This is a genomic window from Tepidimonas sediminis (genome assembly GCF_007556605.1).
GTDB classification, from domain to species: domain Bacteria; phylum Pseudomonadota; class Gammaproteobacteria; order Burkholderiales; family Burkholderiaceae_C; genus Tepidimonas; species Tepidimonas sediminis.
Genome location: NZ_VJND01000006.1, coordinates 74,034 through 94,185, shown reverse-complemented (window position 1 = coordinate 94,185; position 20,152 = coordinate 74,034). Strand labels below are relative to the sequence as shown.

The 20,152-nt window shown below is 71.3% G+C and carries 26 protein-coding genes; 1 reads left to right on the top strand and 25 read right to left on the bottom strand.

The window, feature by feature from the left end:
• Window positions 1-24 precede the first annotated feature (24 nt).
• The 5 genes from Tsedi_RS06400 to Tsedi_RS06380 form a co-directional block, all read right to left on the bottom strand.
• Window positions 25-1,446, bottom strand: coding sequence for a cytochrome b (locus tag Tsedi_RS06400; RefSeq protein ID WP_143894805.1), 1,422 nt, complete (start codon window positions 1,444-1,446; stop codon window positions 25-27).
• Window positions 1,447-1,487: 41 nt separating this feature from the next.
• The gene (gene petA / locus Tsedi_RS06395; protein ID WP_143894803.1) at window positions 1,488-2,087 is read right to left on the bottom strand and encodes a ubiquinol-cytochrome c reductase iron-sulfur subunit; all 600 of its coding nucleotides are present in this window, start codon (window positions 2,085-2,087) and stop codon (window positions 1,488-1,490) included.
• 109 nt (window positions 2,088-2,196) lie between these two features.
• On the bottom strand, window positions 2,197-3,234 hold the full coding sequence (gene pdxA / locus Tsedi_RS06390) for a 4-hydroxythreonine-4-phosphate dehydrogenase PdxA (RefSeq protein WP_143894801.1): 1,038 nt from the start codon (window positions 3,232-3,234) through the stop codon (window positions 2,197-2,199).
• Window positions 3,235-3,247: 13 nt separating this feature from the next.
• Window positions 3,248-4,042, bottom strand: a complete 795-nt coding sequence (locus Tsedi_RS06385) for a Nif3-like dinuclear metal center hexameric protein (RefSeq protein ID WP_143894798.1) — start codon at window positions 4,040-4,042, stop codon at window positions 3,248-3,250.
• A 37-nt stretch (window positions 4,043-4,079) separates the two neighbouring features.
• Window positions 4,080-4,226 (bottom strand): DUF3149 domain-containing protein, encoded by a 147-nt coding sequence (locus Tsedi_RS06380; RefSeq protein WP_143894796.1) that lies wholly within the window; start codon window positions 4,224-4,226, stop codon window positions 4,080-4,082.
• Window positions 4,227-4,355: 129 nt separating this feature from the next.
• Here Tsedi_RS06380 and Tsedi_RS06375 point away from each other — a divergent pair, with 129 nt between their 5' ends.
• The gene (locus Tsedi_RS06375; RefSeq protein WP_143894794.1) at window positions 4,356-5,510 is read left to right on the top strand and encodes a S1C family serine protease; all 1,155 of its coding nucleotides are present in this window, start codon (window positions 4,356-4,358) and stop codon (window positions 5,508-5,510) included.
• Window positions 5,511-5,538: 28 nt separating this feature from the next.
• Here the strand turns inward: Tsedi_RS06375 and Tsedi_RS06370 are convergent, their stop codons facing one another.
• The 20 genes from Tsedi_RS06370 to Tsedi_RS06275 form a co-directional block, all read right to left on the bottom strand.
• Entirely contained in the window at window positions 5,539-7,167 is a 1,629-nt protein-coding gene (locus Tsedi_RS06370) for an ATP-binding protein (RefSeq protein WP_143894792.1), read from the bottom strand.
• 19 nt (window positions 7,168-7,186) lie between these two features.
• Window positions 7,187-7,981: a twin-arginine translocase subunit TatC gene (gene tatC, locus Tsedi_RS06365; RefSeq protein ID WP_143894790.1), complete on the bottom strand. Its 795-nt coding sequence runs from the start codon at window positions 7,979-7,981 to the stop codon at window positions 7,187-7,189.
• Between the two features lie 3 nt (window positions 7,982-7,984).
• Window positions 7,985-8,485, bottom strand: coding sequence for a Sec-independent protein translocase protein TatB (gene tatB / locus Tsedi_RS06360; RefSeq protein ID WP_143894788.1), 501 nt, complete (start codon window positions 8,483-8,485; stop codon window positions 7,985-7,987).
• A gap of 49 nt (window positions 8,486-8,534) precedes the next feature.
• Window positions 8,535-8,780: a Sec-independent protein translocase subunit TatA gene (tatA, locus tag Tsedi_RS06355; RefSeq protein ID WP_143894786.1), complete on the bottom strand. Its 246-nt coding sequence runs from the start codon at window positions 8,778-8,780 to the stop codon at window positions 8,535-8,537.
• A 122-nt stretch (window positions 8,781-8,902) separates the two neighbouring features.
• A complete protein-coding gene (locus tag Tsedi_RS06350; protein ID WP_143894783.1) occupies window positions 8,903-9,262 on the bottom strand; it encodes a histidine triad nucleotide-binding protein in 360 nt (119 codons plus the stop codon).
• Window positions 9,263-9,292: 30 nt separating this feature from the next.
• Complete coding sequence (locus Tsedi_RS06345) at window positions 9,293-9,679, bottom strand: DUF4870 family protein (protein ID WP_143894781.1); 387 nt, start codon at window positions 9,677-9,679, stop codon at window positions 9,293-9,295.
• Entirely contained in the window at window positions 9,676-10,089 is a 414-nt protein-coding gene (locus Tsedi_RS06340; RefSeq protein WP_143894779.1) for a phosphoribosyl-ATP diphosphatase, read from the bottom strand. The genes Tsedi_RS06345 and Tsedi_RS06340 overlap by 4 nt, the downstream gene beginning before the upstream one ends.
• An 11-nt stretch (window positions 10,090-10,100) precedes the next feature.
• Entirely contained in the window at window positions 10,101-10,496 is a 396-nt protein-coding gene (hisI, locus tag Tsedi_RS06335; RefSeq protein WP_143894777.1) for a phosphoribosyl-AMP cyclohydrolase, read from the bottom strand.
• 37 nt (window positions 10,497-10,533) lie between these two features.
• Window positions 10,534-11,334: an imidazole glycerol phosphate synthase subunit HisF gene (gene hisF, locus Tsedi_RS06330; RefSeq protein ID WP_143894775.1), complete on the bottom strand. Its 801-nt coding sequence runs from the start codon at window positions 11,332-11,334 to the stop codon at window positions 10,534-10,536.
• A gap of 15 nt (window positions 11,335-11,349) precedes the next feature.
• On the bottom strand, window positions 11,350-12,090 hold the full coding sequence (hisA, locus tag Tsedi_RS06325) for a 1-(5-phosphoribosyl)-5-[(5-phosphoribosylamino)methylideneamino]imidazole-4-carboxamide isomerase (protein ID WP_143894773.1): 741 nt from the start codon (window positions 12,088-12,090) through the stop codon (window positions 11,350-11,352).
• 21 nt (window positions 12,091-12,111) lie between these two features.
• Window positions 12,112-12,798 carry an imidazole glycerol phosphate synthase subunit HisH gene (gene hisH, locus Tsedi_RS06320; protein WP_143894903.1) on the bottom strand — a complete coding sequence of 229 codons (687 nt, stop codon included), beginning with the start codon at window positions 12,796-12,798 and terminating at the stop codon, window positions 12,112-12,114.
• Between the two features lie 22 nt (window positions 12,799-12,820).
• On the bottom strand, window positions 12,821-13,438 hold the full coding sequence (gene hisB / locus Tsedi_RS06315) for an imidazoleglycerol-phosphate dehydratase HisB (RefSeq protein WP_143894771.1): 618 nt from the start codon (window positions 13,436-13,438) through the stop codon (window positions 12,821-12,823).
• Window positions 13,435-14,532, bottom strand: a complete 1,098-nt coding sequence (gene hisC, locus Tsedi_RS06310) for a histidinol-phosphate transaminase (protein WP_143894769.1) — start codon at window positions 14,530-14,532, stop codon at window positions 13,435-13,437. The genes hisB and hisC overlap by 4 nt, the downstream gene beginning before the upstream one ends.
• Window positions 14,529-15,860 carry a histidinol dehydrogenase gene (gene hisD / locus Tsedi_RS06305; protein ID WP_143894766.1) on the bottom strand — a complete coding sequence of 444 codons (1,332 nt, stop codon included), beginning with the start codon at window positions 15,858-15,860 and terminating at the stop codon, window positions 14,529-14,531. The genes hisC and hisD overlap by 4 nt, the downstream gene beginning before the upstream one ends.
• Before the next feature lie 68 nt (window positions 15,861-15,928).
• Entirely contained in the window at window positions 15,929-16,609 is a 681-nt protein-coding gene (hisG, locus tag Tsedi_RS06300; RefSeq protein WP_143894764.1) for an ATP phosphoribosyltransferase, read from the bottom strand.
• Window positions 16,606-17,880: a UDP-N-acetylglucosamine 1-carboxyvinyltransferase gene (gene murA / locus Tsedi_RS06295; RefSeq protein ID WP_143894762.1), complete on the bottom strand. Its 1,275-nt coding sequence runs from the start codon at window positions 17,878-17,880 to the stop codon at window positions 16,606-16,608. Before murA ends, hisG begins: the two co-directional genes overlap by 4 nt.
• Before the next feature lie 6 nt (window positions 17,881-17,886).
• On the bottom strand, window positions 17,887-18,132 hold the full coding sequence (locus tag Tsedi_RS06290) for a BolA family protein (RefSeq protein ID WP_143894901.1): 246 nt from the start codon (window positions 18,130-18,132) through the stop codon (window positions 17,887-17,889).
• Window positions 18,133-18,181: 49 nt separating this feature from the next.
• Window positions 18,182-18,937 carry an ABC transporter permease gene (locus Tsedi_RS06285; RefSeq protein WP_143894760.1) on the bottom strand — a complete coding sequence of 252 codons (756 nt, stop codon included), beginning with the start codon at window positions 18,935-18,937 and terminating at the stop codon, window positions 18,182-18,184.
• On the bottom strand, window positions 18,934-19,860 hold the full coding sequence (locus Tsedi_RS06280) for an ABC transporter ATP-binding protein (RefSeq protein ID WP_143894758.1): 927 nt from the start codon (window positions 19,858-19,860) through the stop codon (window positions 18,934-18,936). Before Tsedi_RS06280 ends, Tsedi_RS06285 begins: the two co-directional genes overlap by 4 nt.
• A gap of 13 nt (window positions 19,861-19,873) precedes the next feature.
• Window positions 19,874-20,149 carry an STAS domain-containing protein gene (locus tag Tsedi_RS06275; RefSeq protein WP_425472734.1) on the bottom strand — a complete coding sequence of 92 codons (276 nt, stop codon included), beginning with the start codon at window positions 20,147-20,149 and terminating at the stop codon, window positions 19,874-19,876.
• Between the last annotated feature and the right edge of the window lie 3 nt (window positions 20,150-20,152).

The window sequence follows — 20,152 nt, the reverse complement described above, 5'->3', positions numbered from 1 at the left end:
CTCCTCTTCCTTGCAAGCACCCGGTCAGTGGGGCTGGAACGTCACGCGCGCCGGCACCGGCTTGAACTCGCCCAGGCGGCTCCACCACGGCATCAGCAGGAAGAAGCCGAAGTAGAACAGCGTGCCGACCTGCGAGACCCGCTCGCCGATCGGCGACGGCGGCAGCACGCCGAGGTAGCCCAGCACCAGGAAGTTGACGATGAACAGGCCGTAGAGCCACTTGTTCCAGCCCGGCCGGTAACGGATCGACTTCACCGGACTCCTGTCCAGCCACGGCAGGAAGAACAGGATGATGACCGCGCCGCCCATCACCACCACACCCCAGAACTTGGCGTCGATGGTCAGCATCAGCGCCGCCAGCACCACGGCGCCACCGAGGATGGCCAGCTTGCCCAGCGCCCCGGCGCCGGACTTCAGCGCCGCGAGCACGGCGGCGATGAGCACCACCGCCACCAGCACCACCATCATCTCGCTCGTCGTGGCGCGCAGCATCGAGTAGAACGGCGTGAAGTACCACACCGGCGCGATGTGCGGCGGCGTCACCATCGGGTCGGCCGGGATGAAGTTGTTGAACTCGAGGAAGTAGCCGCCGGCCTCCGGCGCGAAGAACACGATGGCCGAGAACACCAGCAGGAACACCGCCACGCCCAGGATGTCGTGGATGGTGTAGTACGGGTGGAACGGGATGCCGTCCAGCGGCTTGCCGTCGGGCCCCTTGGTGGCCTTGATCTCGATGCCGTCGGGGTTGTTGGAGCCGACCTCGTGCAGCGCGATGATGTGCGCCACCACCAGCCCCAGCAGCACCAGCGGGATGGCGATGACGTGGAAGCTGAAGAAGCGGTTCAGCGTCGCATCCGACACCACGTAGTCACCGCGGATCCAGATCGCCAGATCCGGGCCGATGAACGGGATGGCCGAGAACAGGTTGACGATCACCTGCGCACCCCAGTACGACATCTGGCCCCACGGCAGCAGGTAGCCGAAGAACGCCTCGGCCATCAGGCACAGGAAGATCGCCACGCCGAAGATCCACACCAGCTCGCGCGGCTTGCGGTACGAACCGTAGATCAGCCCGCGCCACATGTGCAGATACACGACGATGAAGAAGGCCGAGGCCCCGGTGGAGTGCATGTAGCGGATCAGCCAACCCCACGGCACGTCGCGCATGATGTACTCGACCGAGGCGAACGCCACCGGCACGCCCGCGGCGTTGAGCGAGGCGTCGGGCTTGTAGTGCATGACGAGGAAAATGCCGGTGACGATCTGGATCACCAGCACCAGCATCGCCAGGGAGCCGAAGAAATACCAGGTGTTGAAATTCTTCGGCGCGTAGTACTCCGACATGTGCTCCCGGTACATCTTCGACAGCGGGAAGCGGTTGTCGATCCAGGTCAGGAGCTTTTCGCCGGCAGAGGCGTTGGCGGGGGCTTCCTTGAATTCGGCCATGGTGGATTACCTCGAGCGGGAACGGGCGTGGCGGCGGCGCATCAGGCCTTGGGCGGATCCTCGCCGATCAGCACCACGGTGTCGGAGACGTAGTGGTGCGGCGGGATCTCCAGGTTGTCGGGCGCCGGCTTGTTCTTGAACACCCGGCCGGCCATGTCGAACGTGGAGCCGTGGCACGGACACAGGAAGCCGCCCTTCCAGTCGTCCGGCAGCGACGGCTGCGGCCCCGGCTGCAGCTTGTCCACCGGCGAGCAGCCCAGGTGCGTGCAGATGCCCACCGCGACGAGGTACTCGGGCTTGATCGAGCGATGGCGGTTCTTCGCGTACGGCGGCGTGGGATACGCCTTGCGCTCGGAGTTCGGGTCGGCCAGCTGGTCTTCCACCTGCTCCAGCGACGCCAGCTGCTCCGGCGTGCGGCGCATCACCCAGACCGGTTTGCCACGCCATTCGACGACGAGCTTTTCGCCCGGCTGCAGCTTGGAGACATCGACCTCGACCGAGGCGCCGGCGGCCTTGGCGCGTTCCGATGGCGCGAACGAACGGACGAAGGGCACGGCCGCGGCCACCGCCCCGGCGCCACCCACGGCGGCCGAGGTGATGAGCCAAGTTCGACGTTGGGGATCGACGGTGGCTTCGCTCATGGGGGAAGTCTCTCCGGGTGGGGATGGCAGGGGGATGCGGCGGCCGGGTACGGCCCGGTTACGCACGCAGACCACATGGCATTGTAAAGGAACGGCCAAGGGGTTTTCCCTAGCCGGACGGCGGCGCGGCCGCGCGCGCCGACACCGCCTGCAGCGCGGCCTGGATGGCGGCCTCCAGACTCGACGGGTCGGCGCGGCCGCTGCCGGCGAGGTCGAACGCGGTGCCGTGGTCCGGGCTGGTGCGCACGAAAGGCAGGCCCAGCGTCGTGTTGACGCCCTCGGCCAGCCCCAGGTACTTGACTGGAATCAGGCCCTGGTCGTGATACTGGGCGATGACGACATCGAACTCCCCCTGGCGCGCGCGCATGAACACCGTGTCCGGCGGCAGCGGGCCGTGGGCGTCGATGCCGGCGGCGCGCGCACGCGCCACCGCCGGTGCGATCACGTCGAGCTCCTCGCGCCCGAACAACCCATCCTCGCCAGCGTGCGGGTTGAGACCCGCCACGGCGATGCGGCACGCCGGCCAGCCCAGCACGCGCGTGAAGTGCGCGTGCGTGATGCGCAGCGTCTCGTCGAGGTTGGCCGGCGTGACCAGCTCCAGCGCCCGGCGCAGCGGCACGTGGATGCTGACCAGCACGGTGCGCAGCTCGCGGTTGGACAGCATCATGCGCACCGGCAGCCGCTCCACGCCCACGCCGAGGTGGCGCGCCGCCACCGCCTGCAGCAGTTCGGTGTGGCCAGGAAACGCGATGCCGGCCGCCGCCAGCGCGGCCTTGGCCAGCGGCGCCGTCACGACCGCGGCGACCTCGCCGCGCAGCGCCGCTTCGGCCGCCAGCTCCACCGCCTCGGCCGCGGCGCGGCCGGCCGCGGCGCTCACTCGCCCCCACGGCGGCAGCGCCGCCAGCGACACCGCCGGCCACAGCGGCAGCGCGCCCGGCGGCACGGCGGCGGCCTCCGCCGGCCCGCCCAGTTCGGCGATCGGCACGCCGCCCACGACGGCGGCGCCGCGGCGCAACGCCGCCAGATCGCCGATCACCACGCAGCGCGCCGACCACTCGGGGTGGCGCTGGAACACGCGCGCGATCAGCTCCGGCCCGATGCCGGCGGCATCGCCCATCGTGATGGCGATCGGCGGCAAGTCGGCCATGGGCTGTCCTCGATCAGGCCGGGTTGTCGATGTCGATGAAGCGGTGCTGCACGCCGCAGCGCCGCGCCAGCCATTCGCCAAGCGCCGCGGCGCCGTAGCGCTCCGTGGCATGGTGGCCGCAGGCGAAGAACGCCACGCCGGTCTCGCGCGCCAGGTGCGCCTGCGGCTCGGAGATCTCGCCGGTCAGGAAGGCATCGGCACCGGCGGCGATGGCGGCCTCGAACCAGCCCTGCGCGCCCCCGCTGCACCAGGCGATTCGCCGGATCGGCCGGCCATCTCCCGGCACCCACACCGGCGCGCGCCCCAGCACCGCCTGCAGATGCGCCGCCAGCGCCGCCGCCTCGGGCAGCGGGCAGCGCCCGATGAAGCCGAGCTGCTGCTCGCCGAACCGCTCCCAGGCGTCGCCTTCCGGCGTGAAGCCCAGGCGCTGCGCGAGCTGGGCGTTGTTGCCGAGCTGCGGATGGGCGTCCAGCGGCAGGTGGTAGGCCAGCAGGCTGACGTCGTGCGCCAGCAGCCGCTGCAGCCGCACCTTAAGCCAGCCGGTGACGGTGCCACGCTGGCCACGCCAGAACAGACCGTGGTGCACGATGATGGCATCGGCCCCTTCGGCGATGGCAGCCTCGATCAGCGCCAGACTCGCCGTGACGCCGGAGACGAGCCGCCGCACGCGTGCCCGCCCCTCCACCTGCAGTCCGTTGGGACCGTAGTCCTGGAAGCGCGCCGGCTCCAACAACGCCTCGGCGCAGCCGACCAGCTCCGCCAGCGTGCAGCCCGCGGCCGCACCGTCTTCGCAACATCCTGCGCTCATGGGCGGATTGTCGCACCGCCCGCAGGCGGGCCGCCGCTCAGCGGCCGGAGGCCTGGCGCGCCGATTCGTCCATCTTGCGGGTGAACAGGCGCACGAAGTAGACCCCCATCCCGATCACGAAGGCGATGACGCCCACGCTCATCAGGCCATAATCGGTGGAGAAGAGATCGACGATGGCTTTCATGACGCACTCCTCGAGCGGGTCGATGCCGCCCCTCGGCGGAATTGGACGACGGTGCGGTGGCGCCCGCCTTGACGTGGGTCAAGGGGCCCGCCCGCAGGGTGACGGGCGCAGCCGGCGCGGAGGGCGGCGGTGAACGCACGGCGCCTGTGGCTGCTGTTCGCGCAGACCGTCACGGTGTTGCTGGCGGTCTGGTTCGTGGTGGCCACGCTCAAGCCGCACTGGCTGACGGGGTCGCGGGCGTGGACCCAGGCGGTGCCGGTGTTGCAGGCAGCGCAGGCCGAGCGCAGTCCGGTCGTGGAGGCCACCAGCCTGGCGGCGGCGGCCCGCGCCGCCGCCCCGGCCGTGGTCAGCATCTCCACCACCTCGCAGACGGACAACCCGCACGCGCAGGAGCCGTGGTTCCGGCACTTCTTCGGCGAGCGGCCCGACAGCGAGCCGCAAAGCGGTCTGGGCTCGGGCGTCATCGTCAGCCCGGCCGGCTACATCCTGACCAACAACCACGTGATCGAGGGCGCCGACGAGATCGTCGTGCAGCTCAGCGACGGACGGCAGGCCACCGCGCAGGTGATCGGCACCGACCCGGACACCGACCTGGCGGTGCTGCGCGTGCAGCTGCCCGATCTGCCGGCGATCGTGCTCGGGCATTCGGAAGCGCTGCAGGTCGGCGACCGGGTGCTGGCCATCGGCAATCCGTTCGGGGTCGGGCAGACGGTGACCGCCGGCATCGTCAGCGCGCTGGGACGCAGCGAGCTCGGCCTCAACACCTTCGAGAACTTCATCCAGACCGACGCGGCGATCAACCCGGGCAATTCGGGCGGTGCGCTGGTCGACGCCGAAGGCCGGCTGGTCGGCATCAACACCGCGATCTATTCACGCTCCGGCGGCTCGATGGGCATCGGCTTCGCGATCCCGATCGCCACCGCGCGCGACGTCATGGAGGCCATCGTGCGCGACGGCCACGTCACACGGGGCTGGATCGGGGTGGAACCGCGCCCGCTGGAGCCGGCGTGGGCCGAGCACCTCCGCCTGCCGCGGCAGGCGCGCGGTGTGGTGGTGGCGGGGGTGCTGCAGGACGGGCCGGCGGCCCGCGCCGGCGTGGAACCGGGCGATGTCATCACGCACGTGGGCGAGACACCCGTCAACGACGTGCCCGGGCTGCTCGGCGCGGTGGCGGCGCTGCGGCCCGGCGAGCCGGCCAGCCTGCGCCTGTGGCGCAACGGACGCGAGCTGACGGTGCGGGTGGTGCCGGGCCGGCGGCCGCCGCCTGCGGAGCTGGCGCGCTGAGCGACGCGGCGCGCCCAGCGGGGTCACCTCAACGGCCGCGCGCCACCTCCCACCCCACGATCTGGCGCTTGGCGCGGCTGAACTCCACGCCCAGCTCGATCACTTCCGTGATGCCCGGCGCGCCGCGGTGCTTGGCCGCGTAGTCGCGGGCCTTCAGTTGCCGCATGGCCTCGCCGGTGGGCTCCTCGCCGTCGACCACCTTGAACTCGATCACCCAGGCGCGGCCCGCATGGCGGATGACGAGGTCGCACTGCCCCGGGTTGGAGACTTCCTCCGGCACGATGTCCAGGCCGAGGCTGGCCAGATGGCTGTAGAACACGCTGGCGCAGTAGCCCTCGTACCGGGCGATGGGGTTGGCGCGCACCCAGTCGTGCGGGATGCTGGCGTAGAGACGCTCGAAGTGCGCGCGCAGCGCGTCGGTGTCGGCCTGCAGCAACGCATGGTAGAGCGTGCGCGGCTGCAGCAACTGGCGCTGCTCGGCCGGGTACCAGCCGAAGTAGAGCAGCGCGCGGTTGAGCGCGCCGCGCACCTCGCGGTTCGGCACGCCCAGCTCATAGCTCAGCAGCCCGCCGCAGTCCTCCACGCGCCGGATCGTCAGGTAGCCGGTCTGCCACAGCATCGCCTCCACGGCGATGTCGTCCACATCGAAGGCCGACAGCAAATCCTCTTCCGCGAGCATGCGCTCCAGCCGCGGCGTGAAGAACCCCTTGCCGCGCAGCCAGTGCACCAGAAACGTCGGCGTGCCGGTCTCGAACCAGTGCGCGCGGAACTGCCGCTCGGCCAGCAGCAGCAGGACGTCGAACGGGTTGTAGACGCTCACCGGGCCCCAGCGGTAGCCGTTGTACCAGCGGCGGATCTCCTCGCGGTCCAGCGGCTGGCCCTCGGCTGCGGCGGCCTCGAGCTCCGCCGCAAACACCGTGTCGATGTCCTCATCCGTGTAGCCGCAGATCGTGCCGTATTCGGGCGACAGCGTGATGTCGCGCAGGTTGTTGAGGCCCGAGAAGATCGAGACCTTGCTGAACTTGGACACGCCGGTGAGCAGCACGAAGCGCAGGTCGGCGTCTCTGCCCTTGATGACGCTGTAGAGGTTGCGCAGGCCCTCGCGCATGGCGCGGGCGACCTCAGGCGCTTCGAGGTTGTCGAGGATGGGCTTGTCGTATTCGTCGACCAGCACCACGGCCTGGCGGCCGTGGACTGCGGCGGCGCGCTCGATGAGCGCATCGAAGCGCAGCGGGATGTCGGTCTGCGCCGGCGGCAGTTCGATCCCCAGATGGCGGGCGTTGGCCTCCAGCTGGGCGTGGATGTGGCGCTCGAGCTGTTCGCGCTTTTCCAGCCGCCCGGCCGCGAAGCTCAGGCGAATCACCGGGTGCGGCCTGGCCCAGTCCCAGTGGTCGGCCAGGAACAGCCGCTCGCGTGGGGCGCTGCCGTCGGCGCCGTCGTGCGCGTCGAAGAGCTCACGGCGGCCCTCGAAGGCGCAGGCGATCGTGTCCAGCAATAGGCTCTTGCCGAAGCGGCGCGGGCGCGAGAGGAAGTAGTGCTTGCCGCTGTCGACCAGGCGCGCGATCAGCGGTGTCTTGTCGACGTAGTAGTAGCCGCCCTCGCGGATGTCGCGCAGGGTCTGGATGCCGATGGGCAGCTTGCGGCGATGGGTGAACATCGACGACGCCCGCGCCCACTCAATCCGCCGGCGTGGCGGGTGACTCGTCCGGGGCGCGGCTGACGCGTGCGAACCAGCGCGAACCCCAGATGCCCAGCTCGTACAGCAGGCACATCGGCACCGCCAGCGCCACCTGCGAGATGACGTCGGGCGGCGTGACCACGGCGGCGATCACGAAGGCGATGACGATGAAGTAGCCGCGGAAGCTCTTGAGCTTGTCCACGGTGACCATGTCGAAGCGCACCATCAGCATCACCACCACCGGCACCTGGAACGCCAGCCCGAAGGCCAGGTACAGCGACAGGATCGCCTCGACGTAGGAGGCGATGTCCGGCGTGGCGTTGACGCTGGCCGGGGTGACGCCCTGGATGAAGGCGAACATCTTGTCCAGCACGAAGAACTGCACGAACGCGATGCCGAGGTAGGCCAGCGCGCTGCCGATGACGATCAGCGGCAGCGCGAAGCGCTTCTCGTGGCTGTACAGGCCCGGGGCGACGAAGGCCCAGATCTGGTAGATCACCCACGGCAGCGCCAGCAGAAGGCCGGCCATCATCAGCACCTTCAGCGGCACGAAGAACGGCGTGAAGACGCCCACCGCGATCAGCCGCGCGTCGGGGGGCATGTGGGCGCGGATCGGTGTGGCGATGAAGTCGATCAGGCCGCTCGGACCTGGCCACAGCGCCAGCAGCGCCATGGCGGCGCCGATGCCGTAGAGGGCGTACAGGATGCGGTCGCGCAGCTCCATCAGGTGCGCGACGAACGGCTGCTCGGTGCCGGCCAGCTCGTCTTGGCTCGGATCGCGGGGGTCGGCCATGGGTCAGCGCGAGAGGGTCCTGGGGCGGTAGCGCGCCACCCGCGCCGCCCCCGACAACGCGTGCCGGCGCACGCCGGCGCGCGCCTTGTACCACTGCGGCACGGCCTGGCGCTTGAGGCGGAAGTTCTTCTTCGGTCGCTTGTATTCGGGGTAGACCGGCGAGCCGATCGCGGCCAGGTCGGCGCTGTAGTCCGGGGCGGGCGACGCGGCGGAACCCTCCAGCCCCGCGGTGACCTGCGACCATTCGCGCTCGAAGTCGGCGGCGGTGGCGCTGACCTGGGTCTCCACCTCGCGCGCGGTCTTCTCCACCGACTCCTTCATGCGCTTGAGCTCCTCCAGCTCGATGGTGCGGTTGACCTCGGCCTTGACCTCGGCGACGTAGCGCTGCGCCTTGCCGAGCAGCGCGCCGACGGTGCGCGCCACGCGCGGCAGCTTCTCCGGGCCGATGACGACCAGCGCCACCACCCCGATGAGGGCGAGCTTGGAGATGCCGAGATCGATCATGCGCGAACCGAGATGGCCGCCGCGGGCACGCGGCCGGACTGGCGGGATCTCACGACTTGGTCTTGGCGTCGACGTCGATCGTCGTCTTGTCGGCAGCGGCCTTGTCGGCCGTGACCTGGGGCGTGGTGCCGCCGGCGGGCGCATCGCCCGAGCCGGTGCCGTGCGCCATGCCCTCCTTGAAGCCCTTGACCGCGGCGCCGAGGTCCGAGCCGAGGTTCTTGAGCTTCTTGGTGCCGAAGACCAGCACCACGATCAGCAGCACCACGAGCCAGTGCCAGATGGAAAAACTACCCATGCTCGACTCCATCGTCGGGGCGGCATCGCCCCGGTTGCAACCTTGGATGCCAGGATGCCGCGGCGGTTCGCCCGCCGCGGCCGGGACTCGGATTGTGCCGCAAAGCGCGCCGGCGCGCCGCGTCAGCCCTTGCGCCAGGGGCGCGGGCCGCCGATGACGTGCACGTGCAGGTGGTGCACCTCCTGCCCGCCGTGTTCACCGGTGTTGCAGACGATGCGAAAACCCCCCTGCGGGTACGGCAGGCAGCCCTGCTCCAACGCCAGCTTGGGCGCCAGCACCATCAGGCGGCCCATCAGGCGCTCGTGCTCGGGGGTGAGCTGCGCCATCGACGGGATGTGGACCTTGGGCACGATGAGGAAGTGCACCGGCGCCCAGGGGTTGATGTCGTGGAAGGCCAGCAGCTCGTCGTCCTCGTACACCTTGCGGGACGGGATCTGACCGGCGACGATCTTGCAGAAGATGCAGTCGGGATCGGGTGACATGGCAATGCGGGACCGCCGCCGCACCGGCGCTCAGACCGGCAGCGGCTTGCGGTCGTTCCAGTAGAGAAAACCCTTGACCAGGCGGTACAGCGTCCAGACGAAGGCGGCGGCCAGGATCAGGAAGCCGACGCCGATCACCAGCGTCAGCCCGCCCAGCACCGCCCACAGCAGGCCCCACCAGAAGGTGCGGATCTGCCAGGTGAAATGGCTCTCGTAGAGCGTGCCGGCGACGTCGGCACGCTTGACGTAGTTGACGATGATGGCGATCAGCGCGGTGATGCCGACGAACCACGACAGCGCGTACAGCGCGTAGACCACGAGCGTGAGCTGGCGCAGGCCGGCCAGGCGCTCGGCGTCCACGGCCGGCTCCACGCGCACCGGCGTGACCTCGATCGGGGCGTCGTCCTGCGGCCTCATGGCGTGCCCTGCCCACCCTGGCCGACGGCGCCCTCGGCCTGCTCGCGCGCGCGCGCCTTGCGCAGCGCCTTTTCCTCCAGCCCCGACAGACCCTCGCGGCGCGCGAGCTCGGCGACCACGTCGGCGGGACCGAGGCCGAAATGCGCCAGCGCGATCAGGCTGTGGAACCAGAGGTCGGCCACCTCGCCGACCAGCGCCTGCGCGCTGCCGGCACCGTGCTGCAGGTCCTTGGCGGCCATGACGGCCTCGCCGGCCTCCTCGGCGATCTTCTTCAGGAAGGCGTCGGGCCCCCTGTGCAGCAGGCGCGCGACGTAGCTGCGCTCGGGGTCGCCGCCGGCCGCCGGCTTGCGGCTGTCGATGACGGCGGCCAGGCGCTCGAGCACGTCCTCCGGGCGGTCGGGGCGGGTCATCGGCGGCTCGCTCAACGGTAGATGGTCTCGGGATCCTTCAGCACGGGCTCCACCGCCTCCCAGCGGCCGGCGGCAACGTCGAGCCGCTGAAAGAAGCACGAGTGCCGCCCGGTGTGGCAGGCGATGCCGGGTTCGTGGCCGAGCTGCGTGACCTTCAGCAGCACCACGTCGCCGTCGCAGTCGAGCCGGATCTCGTGCACCTGCTGCACGTGGCCGGACTCCTCGCCCTTGAACCACAGACGGCCGCGCGAGCGGCTCCAGTAGACCGCGCGCCCGAGCTCGGCGGTGCGCGCCAGCGCCTCGCGGTTCATCCAGGCCACCATCAGCACGTCACCGCTGTCACGCTCCTGCGCCACCACGGGCACGAGCCCCTGCGCATCCCAGCGCACCTCGTCGAGCCAGTCCATGGAACGAGAGCGTACCACGGGGCGGTGACGGCTGCCCTCACAGCCGCACCGGGATGCCGGCCTCGGCCAGACGCCGCTTGGCCTGCGCGATGGTGTAGGTGCCGTAGTGGAAGATGCTGGCCGCCAGCACCGCGTCCGCACCGCCCACCCGGATGCCGTCCACCAGATGATCCAGGGTGCCCACCCCGCCCGAGGCGATCACCGGCACGTCCACGGCGTCGCTGACGGCGCGGGTAAGCTCGAGGTCGAAGCCGGCCTGCGTGCCGTCGCGGTCCATGCTGGTCAGCAGGATCTCGCCGGCGCCGAGCTCGGCCACGCGCCGCGCCCACGCCACCGCGTCCAGACCGACGTTCCTGCGTCCGCCGTGCGAATAGACGTCCCAGCCGGGGCCGAGCGGCTGGCCATCCGGCCCGGGGCGGCGCTCCTCCTCGGCGCTGCGGCGCTTGGCGTCGATGGCCACGACGATGCACTGCGAGCCGTACTTGGCCGCGGCGTCGCGCACCACCTGCGGGTTGGCGATCGCCGCGGAGTTGAAGCTGACCTTGTCCGCCCCGGCGTTGAGCAGCCGCCGCACGTCCTCCACGGTGCGCACGCCGCCGCCCACCGTCAGCGGAATGAACACCTGGCTCGCCACCGCCTCGATGATCGGCAGGATCAGGTCACGCCCGTCGCTGGTGGCCGTGATGTCGAGGAACGTCAGCTCGTCGGCACCCTGCTCGTTGTAGCGCGCGGCGATCTCCACCGGGTCGCCCGCGTCGCGCAGGCCGACGAAGTTGACCCCCTTGACGACGCGGCCGCCGGTGACGTCCAGACAGGGGATGATGCGCTTGGCCAGCATCGCTGCGCTCGCGCCTCAGGCGCCGAGTTCCTCGACCAGGCGCATCGCGGCGGCGAAGTCGAGCGCGCCGCTGTAGATCGCACGGCCGCAGATGACGCCCTCGACCCCCTCGGCTTCGACCTCGCACAGGCGGCGGATGTCGTCCAGCCCCGACAGCCCGCCGGAGGCGATGACCGGGATCGACAGCGCCTGCGCCAGTCGCACGGTGGCCTCGACGTTGAGGCCGGTCAGCATGCCGTCGCGGCCGATGTCGGTGTAGATCACGGCCTCCACCCCGTAGTCCTCGAACTTGCGCGCCAGGTCCACCACCTCGTGGCCGGTCAGCTTGCTCCAGCCATCGGTGGCCACCTTGCCGTCCTTGGCATCCAGCCCGACGATGATGTGGCCGCCGAACGCCGTGCAGGCATCCTGCAGGAAGCCCGGGTTCTTGACCGCCGCGGTGCCGATGATGACGTAGCGCAGGCCGGCGTCGAGGTAGCGCTCGATGGTGTCGAGGTCGCGGATGCCGCCGCCCAGCTGCACGTCGACCTCATCGCCGACCTCGCGCAGGATGCTGCGGATGGCGGCCTCGTTGCGCGGCTTGCCGGCGAAGGCGCCGTTCAAGTCCACCAGATGCAGCCGCCGCGCCCCCTGCTCGACCCAGTGGCGCGCCATCGCGGCCGGGTCGTCGCTGAACACGGTGGACTGCTCCATGTCGCCTTGCTTGAGGCGCACGCACTGGCCGTCTTTCAGGTCGATGGCAGGGATCAGCAGCATGGCACGTCGTCGGGGGCGGGGTCAGGGGTTCCAGTGCAGGAAATTGCGGTACAGCGCCAGCCCCTGGGCGGCGCTCTTTTCCGGGTGGAACTGGGTGGCGAACAGGTTGTCGCGCGCGATCGCGCTGGCGAAGCGCACGCCGTAGTCGGTGACGCCGACGGTGTGGCCGGGGTCGGCCGGGTGCGCGTGGAAGCTGTGCACGAAGTAGAAGTAGCTGCCGTCCGGGATGCCGGCCCACAGCGGATGCGCCGCCGGCCGCTCGGCGGCACCGTGCTCGAAGCCGTGCCAGACGCGGTTCCAGCCCATCTGGGGCACCTTGTAGCGGCTGCCGTCGGGCTGACGCTGTCCATCCAGGCGGAAGCGCACGACGCGCCCGGGGATCAGACCCAGGCCGGGCGTGTCGCCCTCCTCGGAGTGTTCCAGCAGCATCTGCATGCCGACGCACACGCCGAACAGCGGCTTGGTGGCCGCCGCGTGCAGCACCGCTTCGCGCAGGCCGCTGCGCTCCAGTTCGGCCATGCAGTCCGGCATCGCTCCCTGCCCGGGCAGCACGACGCGGTGCGCGTCGCGCACCGCCTGCGGGCTGGCGGTCACCACCACGTCGACGCGGTCGCTGACCCGCGCGGCGTGCAGCACCGCCTGCGCCACCGAGCGCAGGTTGCCCATGCCGTAGTCGACCACGGCCACCGTCTCGCGTCCGCCTGCCATTGCCATGCTCAACCGCCGTGGCTCACAGGCTGCCCTTGGTGGAGGGGACCGCATCGCCCAGCCGCGGGTCGCGCTCCACGGCGGCGCGCAGCGCGCGCGCAAACGCCTTGAAGATCGTCTCGCACTGGTGGTGGGCGTTGTGGCCCTTCAGGTTGTCGATGTGCAGCGTCACGCCGGCGTGGTTGACGAAGCCCTGGAAGAACTCGTGCACCAGCTGGGTGTCGAACTGGCCGATCGTCGCCGCGGTGAAGCGCACGTCCAGGTGCAGCCCGGGCCGGCCGGAGAAGTCGATCACCACGCGCGACAGCGCCTCGTCCAGCGGCACGTAGGCGTGGCCGTAGCGGCGGATGCCGCGCCGGTCGCCGACCGCGCGCGCCACCGCCTGGCCGAGCGTGATGCCGACGTCCTCCACCGTGTGGTGGCCGTCCACGTGCAGGTCGCCGTCGCACTCGACCTCGAGATCGATCAGCCCGTGGCGAGCGATCTGGTCGAGCATGTGGTCGAAGAACCCGATGCCGGTGCGCAGCTGGCTGCGGCCGCTGCCGTCGAGGTCGACGCGCACGCGGATGCGGGTCTCGGCCGTGGTGCGCCGCACGTCCGCGGTGCGGGTGGCGGCGCCGGTGGCGGGCAGTTGGGTCATAGGGATGGCGGCAGCGCTGCCAGCAGCGCGTCGTTCTCGGCCGGCGTGCCCACGGTCAGGCGCAGGCAGCCGGCCAGCAACGGATGCATTGTAGAAACATTCTTCACCAGCACGCCGCGCGCGCGCAGCCCGGCGAACGCCTTTGTGGCGTCGGGCACACGCACGAGGATCATGTTGGCCTCGCTCGGAAACGGCTGCACGCCGGGAATGGCCGCCAGCGCCTGCAGCAGCCGCGCGCGCTCGGCGCGGATCGCCGCGGCCTGACGCGCGTATTCGTCCGCGTGCTCCAGCGCGAACAGCGCCGCCTCGGCGTTGAGACTGGAGACGTTGTACGGCGGGCGCACCTTGTCGAGCTCGTGCACGAGCGGCTGCGCGCCGATCAGGTAGCCCAGCCGCACGCCGGCCAGGCCGAACTTGGACAGCGTGCGCATGATCAGCACGTGGCCATGCGCATCCGGCTCGGCGCGCCAGACGTCCAGCCACGTGCGGCTGGCAAACGGCTGGTACGCTTCGTCGAGGACGACCAGCCCGCCGAACGACGCCGCCGTCTCGATGACGCGGCGCACGGCGCCCTCGTCCCACAGGTTGGCGGTGGGGTTGTTCGGGTAGGCCAGGTAGGTGATCGCCGGCCGCTCGCGCCGCAGCGCCGCCAGCAGCGCCAGCTCGTCCAGCGCGAAGTCGGGGTCGAGCGGCACGCCGACGAAGCGCAGCCCCTGCAGCCGTGCCGACATCTCGTACATCACGAAGCCGGGCACCGGCGCCACGATCGCCGCGCCCGGCACGTCGCACGCCATGGCCAGCAGGCTGATCAGCTCGTCCGAGCCGTTGCCCAGCATCAGCGCCGCGCCCTCGGGCAGGCCGACGAAGCGCGCCAGTGCGGCCTTGAGCTCCTCGATGCGCGGGCCCGGGTAGCGGTTCAGCGCCACCGCGCCGAGCCGCCGGCCCAGTTCCTGCTGCAGCGCCGGCGGCAGGCCGTAGGGGTTTTCCATCGCGTCGAGCTTGATGAGCCCGCGCGCGTCCTGGATGGCGTAGGCGTGCATGCCCTGCACGTCCCGGCGGATGCGGCCCAGCGCCGCCTGCAGCCGCGGGTTCATGCGCCGGCCTCCAGCCGCAGCTCGGCGGCGCGCGCGTGCGCCTGCAGCCCTTCGCCGTGCGCCAGCACCGAGGCGACGCGGCCCAGCCGCTGCGCCCCCGCGGCGCTGACCTCGATCAGGCTGGAGCGCTTCTGGAAATCCATGACCCCGAGCGGGCTGGAGAAGCGCGCCGTGCCGCTGGTGGGCAGCACGTGGTTGGGCCCGGCGCAGTAGTCGCCCAGGCTCTCGCTGGTGTAGGCGCCGAGGAAGATCGCCCCGGCATGGCGCAGCAGCGGCTCCCAGCGGCGCGGCTCGCGGCTGGCGATCTCCAGGTGCTCCGGCGCGATGCGGTTGCTCAGCGCGCAGGCCTCTTCCATGTCGCGCGTGCGCACCAGCAGGCCGCGGCCGTTGAGGCTGGCGGCGATGATGGAGGCGCGCGGCAGCGTCGGCAGCAGGCGGTCGATCGCGGCCTGCACCGCATCCAGATAGGCCGCATCCGGGCACAGCAGGATGGATTGCGCCAGCTCGTCGTGCTCGGCCTGGCTGAACAGATCCATCGCCACCCACTGCGGCGGCGTGCTGCCGTCGGCCAGCACCAGGATCTCGCTCGGGCCGGCGATCATGTCGATGCCGACGGTGCCGAAGACGCGCCGCTTGGCCGCCGCCACGTAGGCGTTGCCGGGGCCGGTGATCTTGTCCACGCGCGGAATGGTGGCGGTGCCGTAGGCCAGTGCCGCCACCGCCTGCGCCCCGCCGATCGCAAACGCGCGGCTGACCCCGGCCACGTGCGCCGCGGCCAGCACCAGGGGGTTGCGCTCGCCGCGCGGCGTCGGCACCACCATCACGATCTCCGGCACACCGGCCACGTGCGCGGGGATGGCGTTCATCAGCACGCTGCTCGGGTAGGCGGCCTTGCCGCCCGGCACGTAGATGCCGACGCGGTCCAGCGGCGTGACCTTCTGGCCCAGGCGCGTGCCGTCCTCGTCGACGATCTCCCAGCCGCGCCCGCAGGCTTCGAGCTGGGCCTCGTGGTAGCGGCGGATGCGCGCGGCGGCCTGCTGCAGCGCCTCGCGCGGCGCGGCCGGCAGCGCCTCGAAGGCGGCGCGCAGCACCTCCGGCCCGAGCTCGAGTTCGGCCACGCTGGTCACCTCCAGCTGGTCGAAGCGGCGCGTGCAGTCCAGCACCGCCGCATCGCCGCGCGCGCGCACGTCGGCCAAGATCTCGGCCACGCGCGCCTCGATGGCGGCGTCGGTGTCGGCGCTCCAGTGCAGGCGCTGCGCGAAGCGCTGCTCGAAGTCGGGCTGCGCGGTGTCCAGGCGCAGCGGGCGGGCGCGGAGAGTCTCGTTCATGGGTCGGATTGTCGCAGGCAGGGCCCAGGCGCACCAGCGCCGCCGGCCGATGGCGGCGATGCAGGGGTTCAATCGGCGTCGGCGCGCACCGCCGCGGCAAACGCCTGCAGCAGCGGCCGGATCAGCCCCCCCTTGACCTTCAGCGCGGTGGGCCGCACCACCAGGCGCGAGGAAATGTCCATGATGCGCTCGACCTCCACCAGCCGGTTGGCCTTGAGCGTGTTGCCGGTGGAGACCAGGTCCACGATGGCGTCGGCCAGCCCCGTCAGCGGCGCCAGCTCCATGCTGCCGTAAAGCTTGATCAGGTCGACGTGCACGCCCTTGCTGGCGAAGAATTCGCGAGCGATGGCCACGTACTTGGTGGCCACGCGCAGGCGCGCCCCCTGCCGCACCGCGCGCGCGTAGTCGAAGTCGGCCGGCACCGCCACGCTCATGCGGCAGCGCGCGATGCCCAGGTCCAGCGGCTCCAGCAACCCGACGTGCGCCCCGCCCCAGGCGGCGGCGTGCTCGATCAGCGTGTCCTTGCCGCACACGCCCAGGTCGGCCCCGCCGTGCTCGACGTAGGTCGGCACGTCGGTGGCGCGCACCAGCACCACGCGCACCCCGGGCCGGTTGGTCGGCAGGATCAGCCGGCGCGAGGTCTGCGGATCCTCCAGCACCTCGATGCCGGCGGCGCGCAGCAGCGGCAGCGTCTCGTCGAAGATGCGGCCCTTGGAGAGGGCCAGCGTCAGCGTCTCATCCGGATTCATGCCAACCTTTCGATGTCGGCGCCGAGCGCGCGCAGCTTGACCTCCATCTGGTCGTAACCGCGATCCAAGTGGTAGATGCGGTCGACCACCGTCTCGCCGTCGGCCACCAGCCCGGCGATGACCAGGCTGGCGGAAGCGCGCAGATCCGTGGCCATCACCGCCGCGCCGCTCAAGCGCTGGCCGCCCTCGACGAAGGCGGTTCTGCCGTCGATGCGGATGCGCGCGCCCAGCCGCGCCAGCTCCTGCACGTGCATGAAGCGGTTTTCGAAGATCGTCTCGGTGACGGCGCTGGGCCCCTGCGCCACGCAGTTGAGCGCCATGAACTGCGCCTGCATGTCGGTCGGGAAGCCCGGGTACTCGGTGGTCCGAAAGCTCTGCGCCCGCAGCGCCGCGCCGCCCGGCGAGGTCACGGTGAGGCCGTCGGCGCCCGCCTCGACCTCCACCCCGGCGGCCAGCAGCTTGTCGATCACCGCGTCCAGATGGTCGGCGCGGCCATGGCGCAGCCGCGCGCGCCCGCCGGCGGCGGCCACCGCGCACAGGAACGTGCCGGCCTCGATGCGGTCGGCCACCACGTGGTGCTCGGCGCCGTGCAGCGCCGCCACCCCCTGCACGTGGATGCGGCGGGTGCCGTGGCCCTCGATGCGCGCCCCCATCGCGATCAGCAGCTCGGCCAGGTCGACGACCTCGGGCTCCTGCGCGGCGTTTTCCAGCACGGTCTCGCCTTCGGCCAGCGTGGCGGCCATCAGCAGGTTCTCGGTGCCGGTGACGGTGACCATGTCGGTGGTGATGCGCGCGCCGCGCAGCCGGCTGCGGCCGGGCGGCAGACGCGCCTCGATGTAGCCGTGCTCGACGGCGATCTCGGCCCCCATCGCCTGCAGGCCGCGGATGTGCTGGTCCACCGGCCGCGCGCCGATCGCGCAGCCACCGGGCAGCGAGACGCGCGCGCGCCCGCAGCGCGCCAGCAGCGGCCCCAGCACCAGGATCGAGGCACGCATCGTCTTGACCAGCTCGTACGGCGCCACCGGGTCGAGAGGATCGGCGGCCTGCAGCGTCAGGCCGCCGCGCTCGCCGTGCGTCTGCACCTGCACGCCGATGCGCTGCAGCAGCGCGCGCATCGTCGCCACGTCGCGCAGGCGCGGCACGTTGCGCAGCGTCACGGCCTGGGGGGTCAGCAGCGCGGCGCACAGCGCGGGCAGCGCCGCGTTCTTGGCGCCGGAGATGGCAACCTCGCCGTGCAGCGGTCGCCCCCCGCGGATCAGCAGCTTGTCCATCGGGACTCAGCGCCCCCGCGCAGCCAGCCATTCGGCCGGCGTCAGCGTCTTCATCGACAGCGCGTGCACGGTGTCGTCGTGAATGCGCCGCCCCAGCGTCGCATAGACCATCTGGTGGCGCTGGATCAGGCGCTTGCCCTCGAACGCCGGCGAGACGACGACGGCGTTCCAGTGACGGCCATCGCCGCCGACCTCCAGGTGGTCGCACGGCAGGCCAGCGGCGATCAGCGAGCGAATCTCGTCGGCGGTGATCATGGCGGATGACTGGGCGTTCGAAGGAAAGGAGGCCGCTTCGCGAGGGTCAGTGGCGGATCTTGTAGCCGATGCGCAGCAGGTGCACCGTCAGCGCGCCGACGGCGAGCAGCGCGCCGGCCACCACGGCCAGACTCAGCCAGGGCGAGACGTCGCTGATGCCGAAGAAGCCGTAGCGCGCGCCGTCGATCATGTAGAAGAACGGGTTGAGGTGGCTGACCGTCTGCCAGAACGGCGGCAGCGAGTGGATCGAGTAGAACACGCCGGAGAGGAACGTCATCGGCATGATGATGAAATTCTGGAACGCCGCCATCTGATCGAACTTTTCCGCCCACAGGCCGGCGATGACGCCCAGCGCCCCCAGCAGCGCCGCGCCCAGCAGCGCGAACACCACCACCCACAGCGGGTGCTGCAGCGGCAGCGGGGCCGCCCAGACGGTGGCCAGCAGCACGCCCGCCCCCACCACCAGCCCGCGCAGCACCGAGGAGCCGACGTAGGCGGCGAACCACGCCCAGTGCGACAGCGGCGTCACCAGCAGGAAGACCAGGTTGCCCATGATCTTGCTCTGGATCAGGCTGGAGGAGCTGTTGGCAAAGGCGTTCTGCAGCAGGCTCATCATCGCCAGCCCCGGCAGCAGGAACGCCGTGTAGCCCACCCCGTCGTAGACCTGCACGTGGGCCTCCAGCACGTGGCCGAAGATCAGCAGGTACAGGATCGCGGTGACGATCGGCGCGGCAATCGTCTGGAACGCCACCTTCCAGAAGCGCAGCACCTCCTTGACCAACAGCGCGCGCCAGCCGCTCATGCCGCCGCCTCCGCGCGCTGCTGCGCCATCAGCTCGAGGAACACGTCCTCGAGGTCGGCCTTGTGCACCTCGACGTCCTCCACCGCCACGCCCGCCTCGCGCAGCGTGGCCAGCACCCGCTCGACCTCCAGCGCGTCGTGCACCTTGACCTGCTTGATGCGGCCGGTCTCGCGCGCGCGCTGCGCCAGCGCCGGCGGCAGCGCCTGGTCGGTCTTGAAGCGCAGCACGTGCGCCGAGAAGCGCTGCAGCAGCGCGGCGGTGCGCTCCAGCGCCACCACCCGGCCGCCGCGCAGCATCGCGATGCGGCCGCACAGGGCCTCGGCCTCCTCCAGGTAGTGCGTGGTCAGCAGCACCGTGCAGCCCTCGCGGTTCAGGCGCGCGATGAACGCCCACAGCGTCTGGCGCAGCTCCACATCGACGCCGGCGGTGGGCTCATCGAGCACGATCACGCGCGGCCGGTGCACCAGCGCCTGCGCCACCATCACGCGGCGCTTCATGCCGCCGGAGAGCTGGCGCATGTTGGTGCCGGCCTTGTCCGCCAGCCCCAGTCCCTCCAGCAGCTCGTCGATCCAGACCTCGTTGCGCGTCAGGCCGAAGTAGCCCGACTGGAAGCGCAGCGCCTCGCGCACGGTGAAGAAGGGGTCGAAGACCAGCTCCTGCGGCACGATGCCGAGCAGCCGGCGCGCCTGCAACGGCTCGGCCTGCACGTCGACGCCGAAGACGCGCGCACGCCCCTCGCTGGGCCGCGTCAGGCCGGCCAGGATGCTGATCAGCGTCGTCTTGCCGGCGCCGTTGGGGCCGAGCAGCCCGAAGAACTCGCCCGGCTCGACGTCGAACGTGACGCGGTCGAGCGCCTGCAGCACCCCGCGCGGGTTGGCGTAGCGCTTGCTGACCTGATCGAACGAGACGGCGGCAACGGACATCGAACCGGGCATTCTACCCGGGCAGCAGCGCCTGCACCCCGTACACGGCCGCAAGCGTGCGCAGCCGCGGCGGCAACCCCTCGATGCGCCACGCCAGCCCGCGCGCCACCACCGCGCGGCGCACCGCCAGCAGCGCCGCCAGCGCCGAGGAGTCGAACGTGCGCAAGGCCGCGGCATCCAGCGTCAGCGTGGCGCCGGCGGGCGCCTGCGCCACCGCCCGCTCGGCCGCCGTCAGCCACGCCGGCGCCTGCGCGTGCGTCAGCTGCGCCGGCAGCGGCGGCAAGGCCACCGC

Bases quoted from the DNA above. Each gene is read 5' to 3' on its own strand.
- Tsedi_RS06400 (WP_143894805.1), bottom strand. From the start codon at position 1,446: ATGGCCGAATTCAAGGAAGCCCCCGCCAACGCCTCTGCCGGCGAAAAG.
- petA (WP_143894803.1), bottom strand. From the start codon at position 2,087: ATGAGCGAAGCCACCGTCGATCCCCAACGTCGAACTTGGCTCATCACC.
- pdxA (WP_143894801.1), bottom strand. From the start codon at position 3,234: ATGGCCGACTTGCCGCCGATCGCCATCACGATGGGCGATGCCGCCGGC.
- Tsedi_RS06385 (WP_143894798.1), bottom strand. From the start codon at position 4,042: ATGAGCGCAGGATGTTGCGAAGACGGTGCGGCCGCGGGCTGCACGCTG.
- Tsedi_RS06380 (WP_143894796.1), bottom strand. From the start codon at position 4,226: ATGAAAGCCATCGTCGATCTCTTCTCCACCGATTATGGCCTGATGAGC.
- Tsedi_RS06370 (WP_143894792.1), bottom strand. From the start codon at position 7,167: ATGTTCACCCATCGCCGCAAGCTGCCCATCGGCATCCAGACCCTGCGC.
- tatC (WP_143894790.1), bottom strand. From the start codon at position 7,981: ATGGCCGACCCCCGCGATCCGAGCCAAGACGAGCTGGCCGGCACCGAG.
- tatB (WP_143894788.1), bottom strand. From the start codon at position 8,485: ATGATCGATCTCGGCATCTCCAAGCTCGCCCTCATCGGGGTGGTGGCG.
- tatA (WP_143894786.1), bottom strand. From the start codon at position 8,780: ATGGGTAGTTTTTCCATCTGGCACTGGCTCGTGGTGCTGCTGATCGTG.
- Tsedi_RS06350 (WP_143894783.1), bottom strand. From the start codon at position 9,262: ATGTCACCCGATCCCGACTGCATCTTCTGCAAGATCGTCGCCGGTCAG.
- Tsedi_RS06345 (WP_143894781.1), bottom strand. From the start codon at position 9,679: ATGAGGCCGCAGGACGACGCCCCGATCGAGGTCACGCCGGTGCGCGTG.
- Tsedi_RS06340 (WP_143894779.1), bottom strand. From the start codon at position 10,089: ATGACCCGCCCCGACCGCCCGGAGGACGTGCTCGAGCGCCTGGCCGCC.
- hisI (WP_143894777.1), bottom strand. From the start codon at position 10,496: ATGGACTGGCTCGACGAGGTGCGCTGGGATGCGCAGGGGCTCGTGCCC.
- hisF (WP_143894775.1), bottom strand. From the start codon at position 11,334: ATGCTGGCCAAGCGCATCATCCCCTGTCTGGACGTCACCGGCGGCCGC.
- hisA (WP_143894773.1), bottom strand. From the start codon at position 12,090: ATGCTGCTGATCCCTGCCATCGACCTGAAAGACGGCCAGTGCGTGCGC.
- hisH (WP_143894903.1), bottom strand. From the start codon at position 12,798: ATGGCAGGCGGACGCGAGACGGTGGCCGTGGTCGACTACGGCATGGGC.
- hisB (WP_143894771.1), bottom strand. From the start codon at position 13,438: ATGACCCAACTGCCCGCCACCGGCGCCGCCACCCGCACCGCGGACGTG.
- hisC (WP_143894769.1), bottom strand. From the start codon at position 14,532: ATGAACCCGCGGCTGCAGGCGGCGCTGGGCCGCATCCGCCGGGACGTG.
- hisD (WP_143894766.1), bottom strand. From the start codon at position 15,860: ATGAACGAGACTCTCCGCGCCCGCCCGCTGCGCCTGGACACCGCGCAG.
- hisG (WP_143894764.1), bottom strand. From the start codon at position 16,609: ATGAATCCGGATGAGACGCTGACGCTGGCCCTCTCCAAGGGCCGCATC.
- murA (WP_143894762.1), bottom strand. From the start codon at position 17,880: ATGGACAAGCTGCTGATCCGCGGGGGGCGACCGCTGCACGGCGAGGTT.
- Tsedi_RS06285 (WP_143894760.1), bottom strand. From the start codon at position 18,937: ATGAGCGGCTGGCGCGCGCTGTTGGTCAAGGAGGTGCTGCGCTTCTGG.
- Tsedi_RS06280 (WP_143894758.1), bottom strand. From the start codon at position 19,860: ATGTCCGTTGCCGCCGTCTCGTTCGATCAGGTCAGCAAGCGCTACGCC.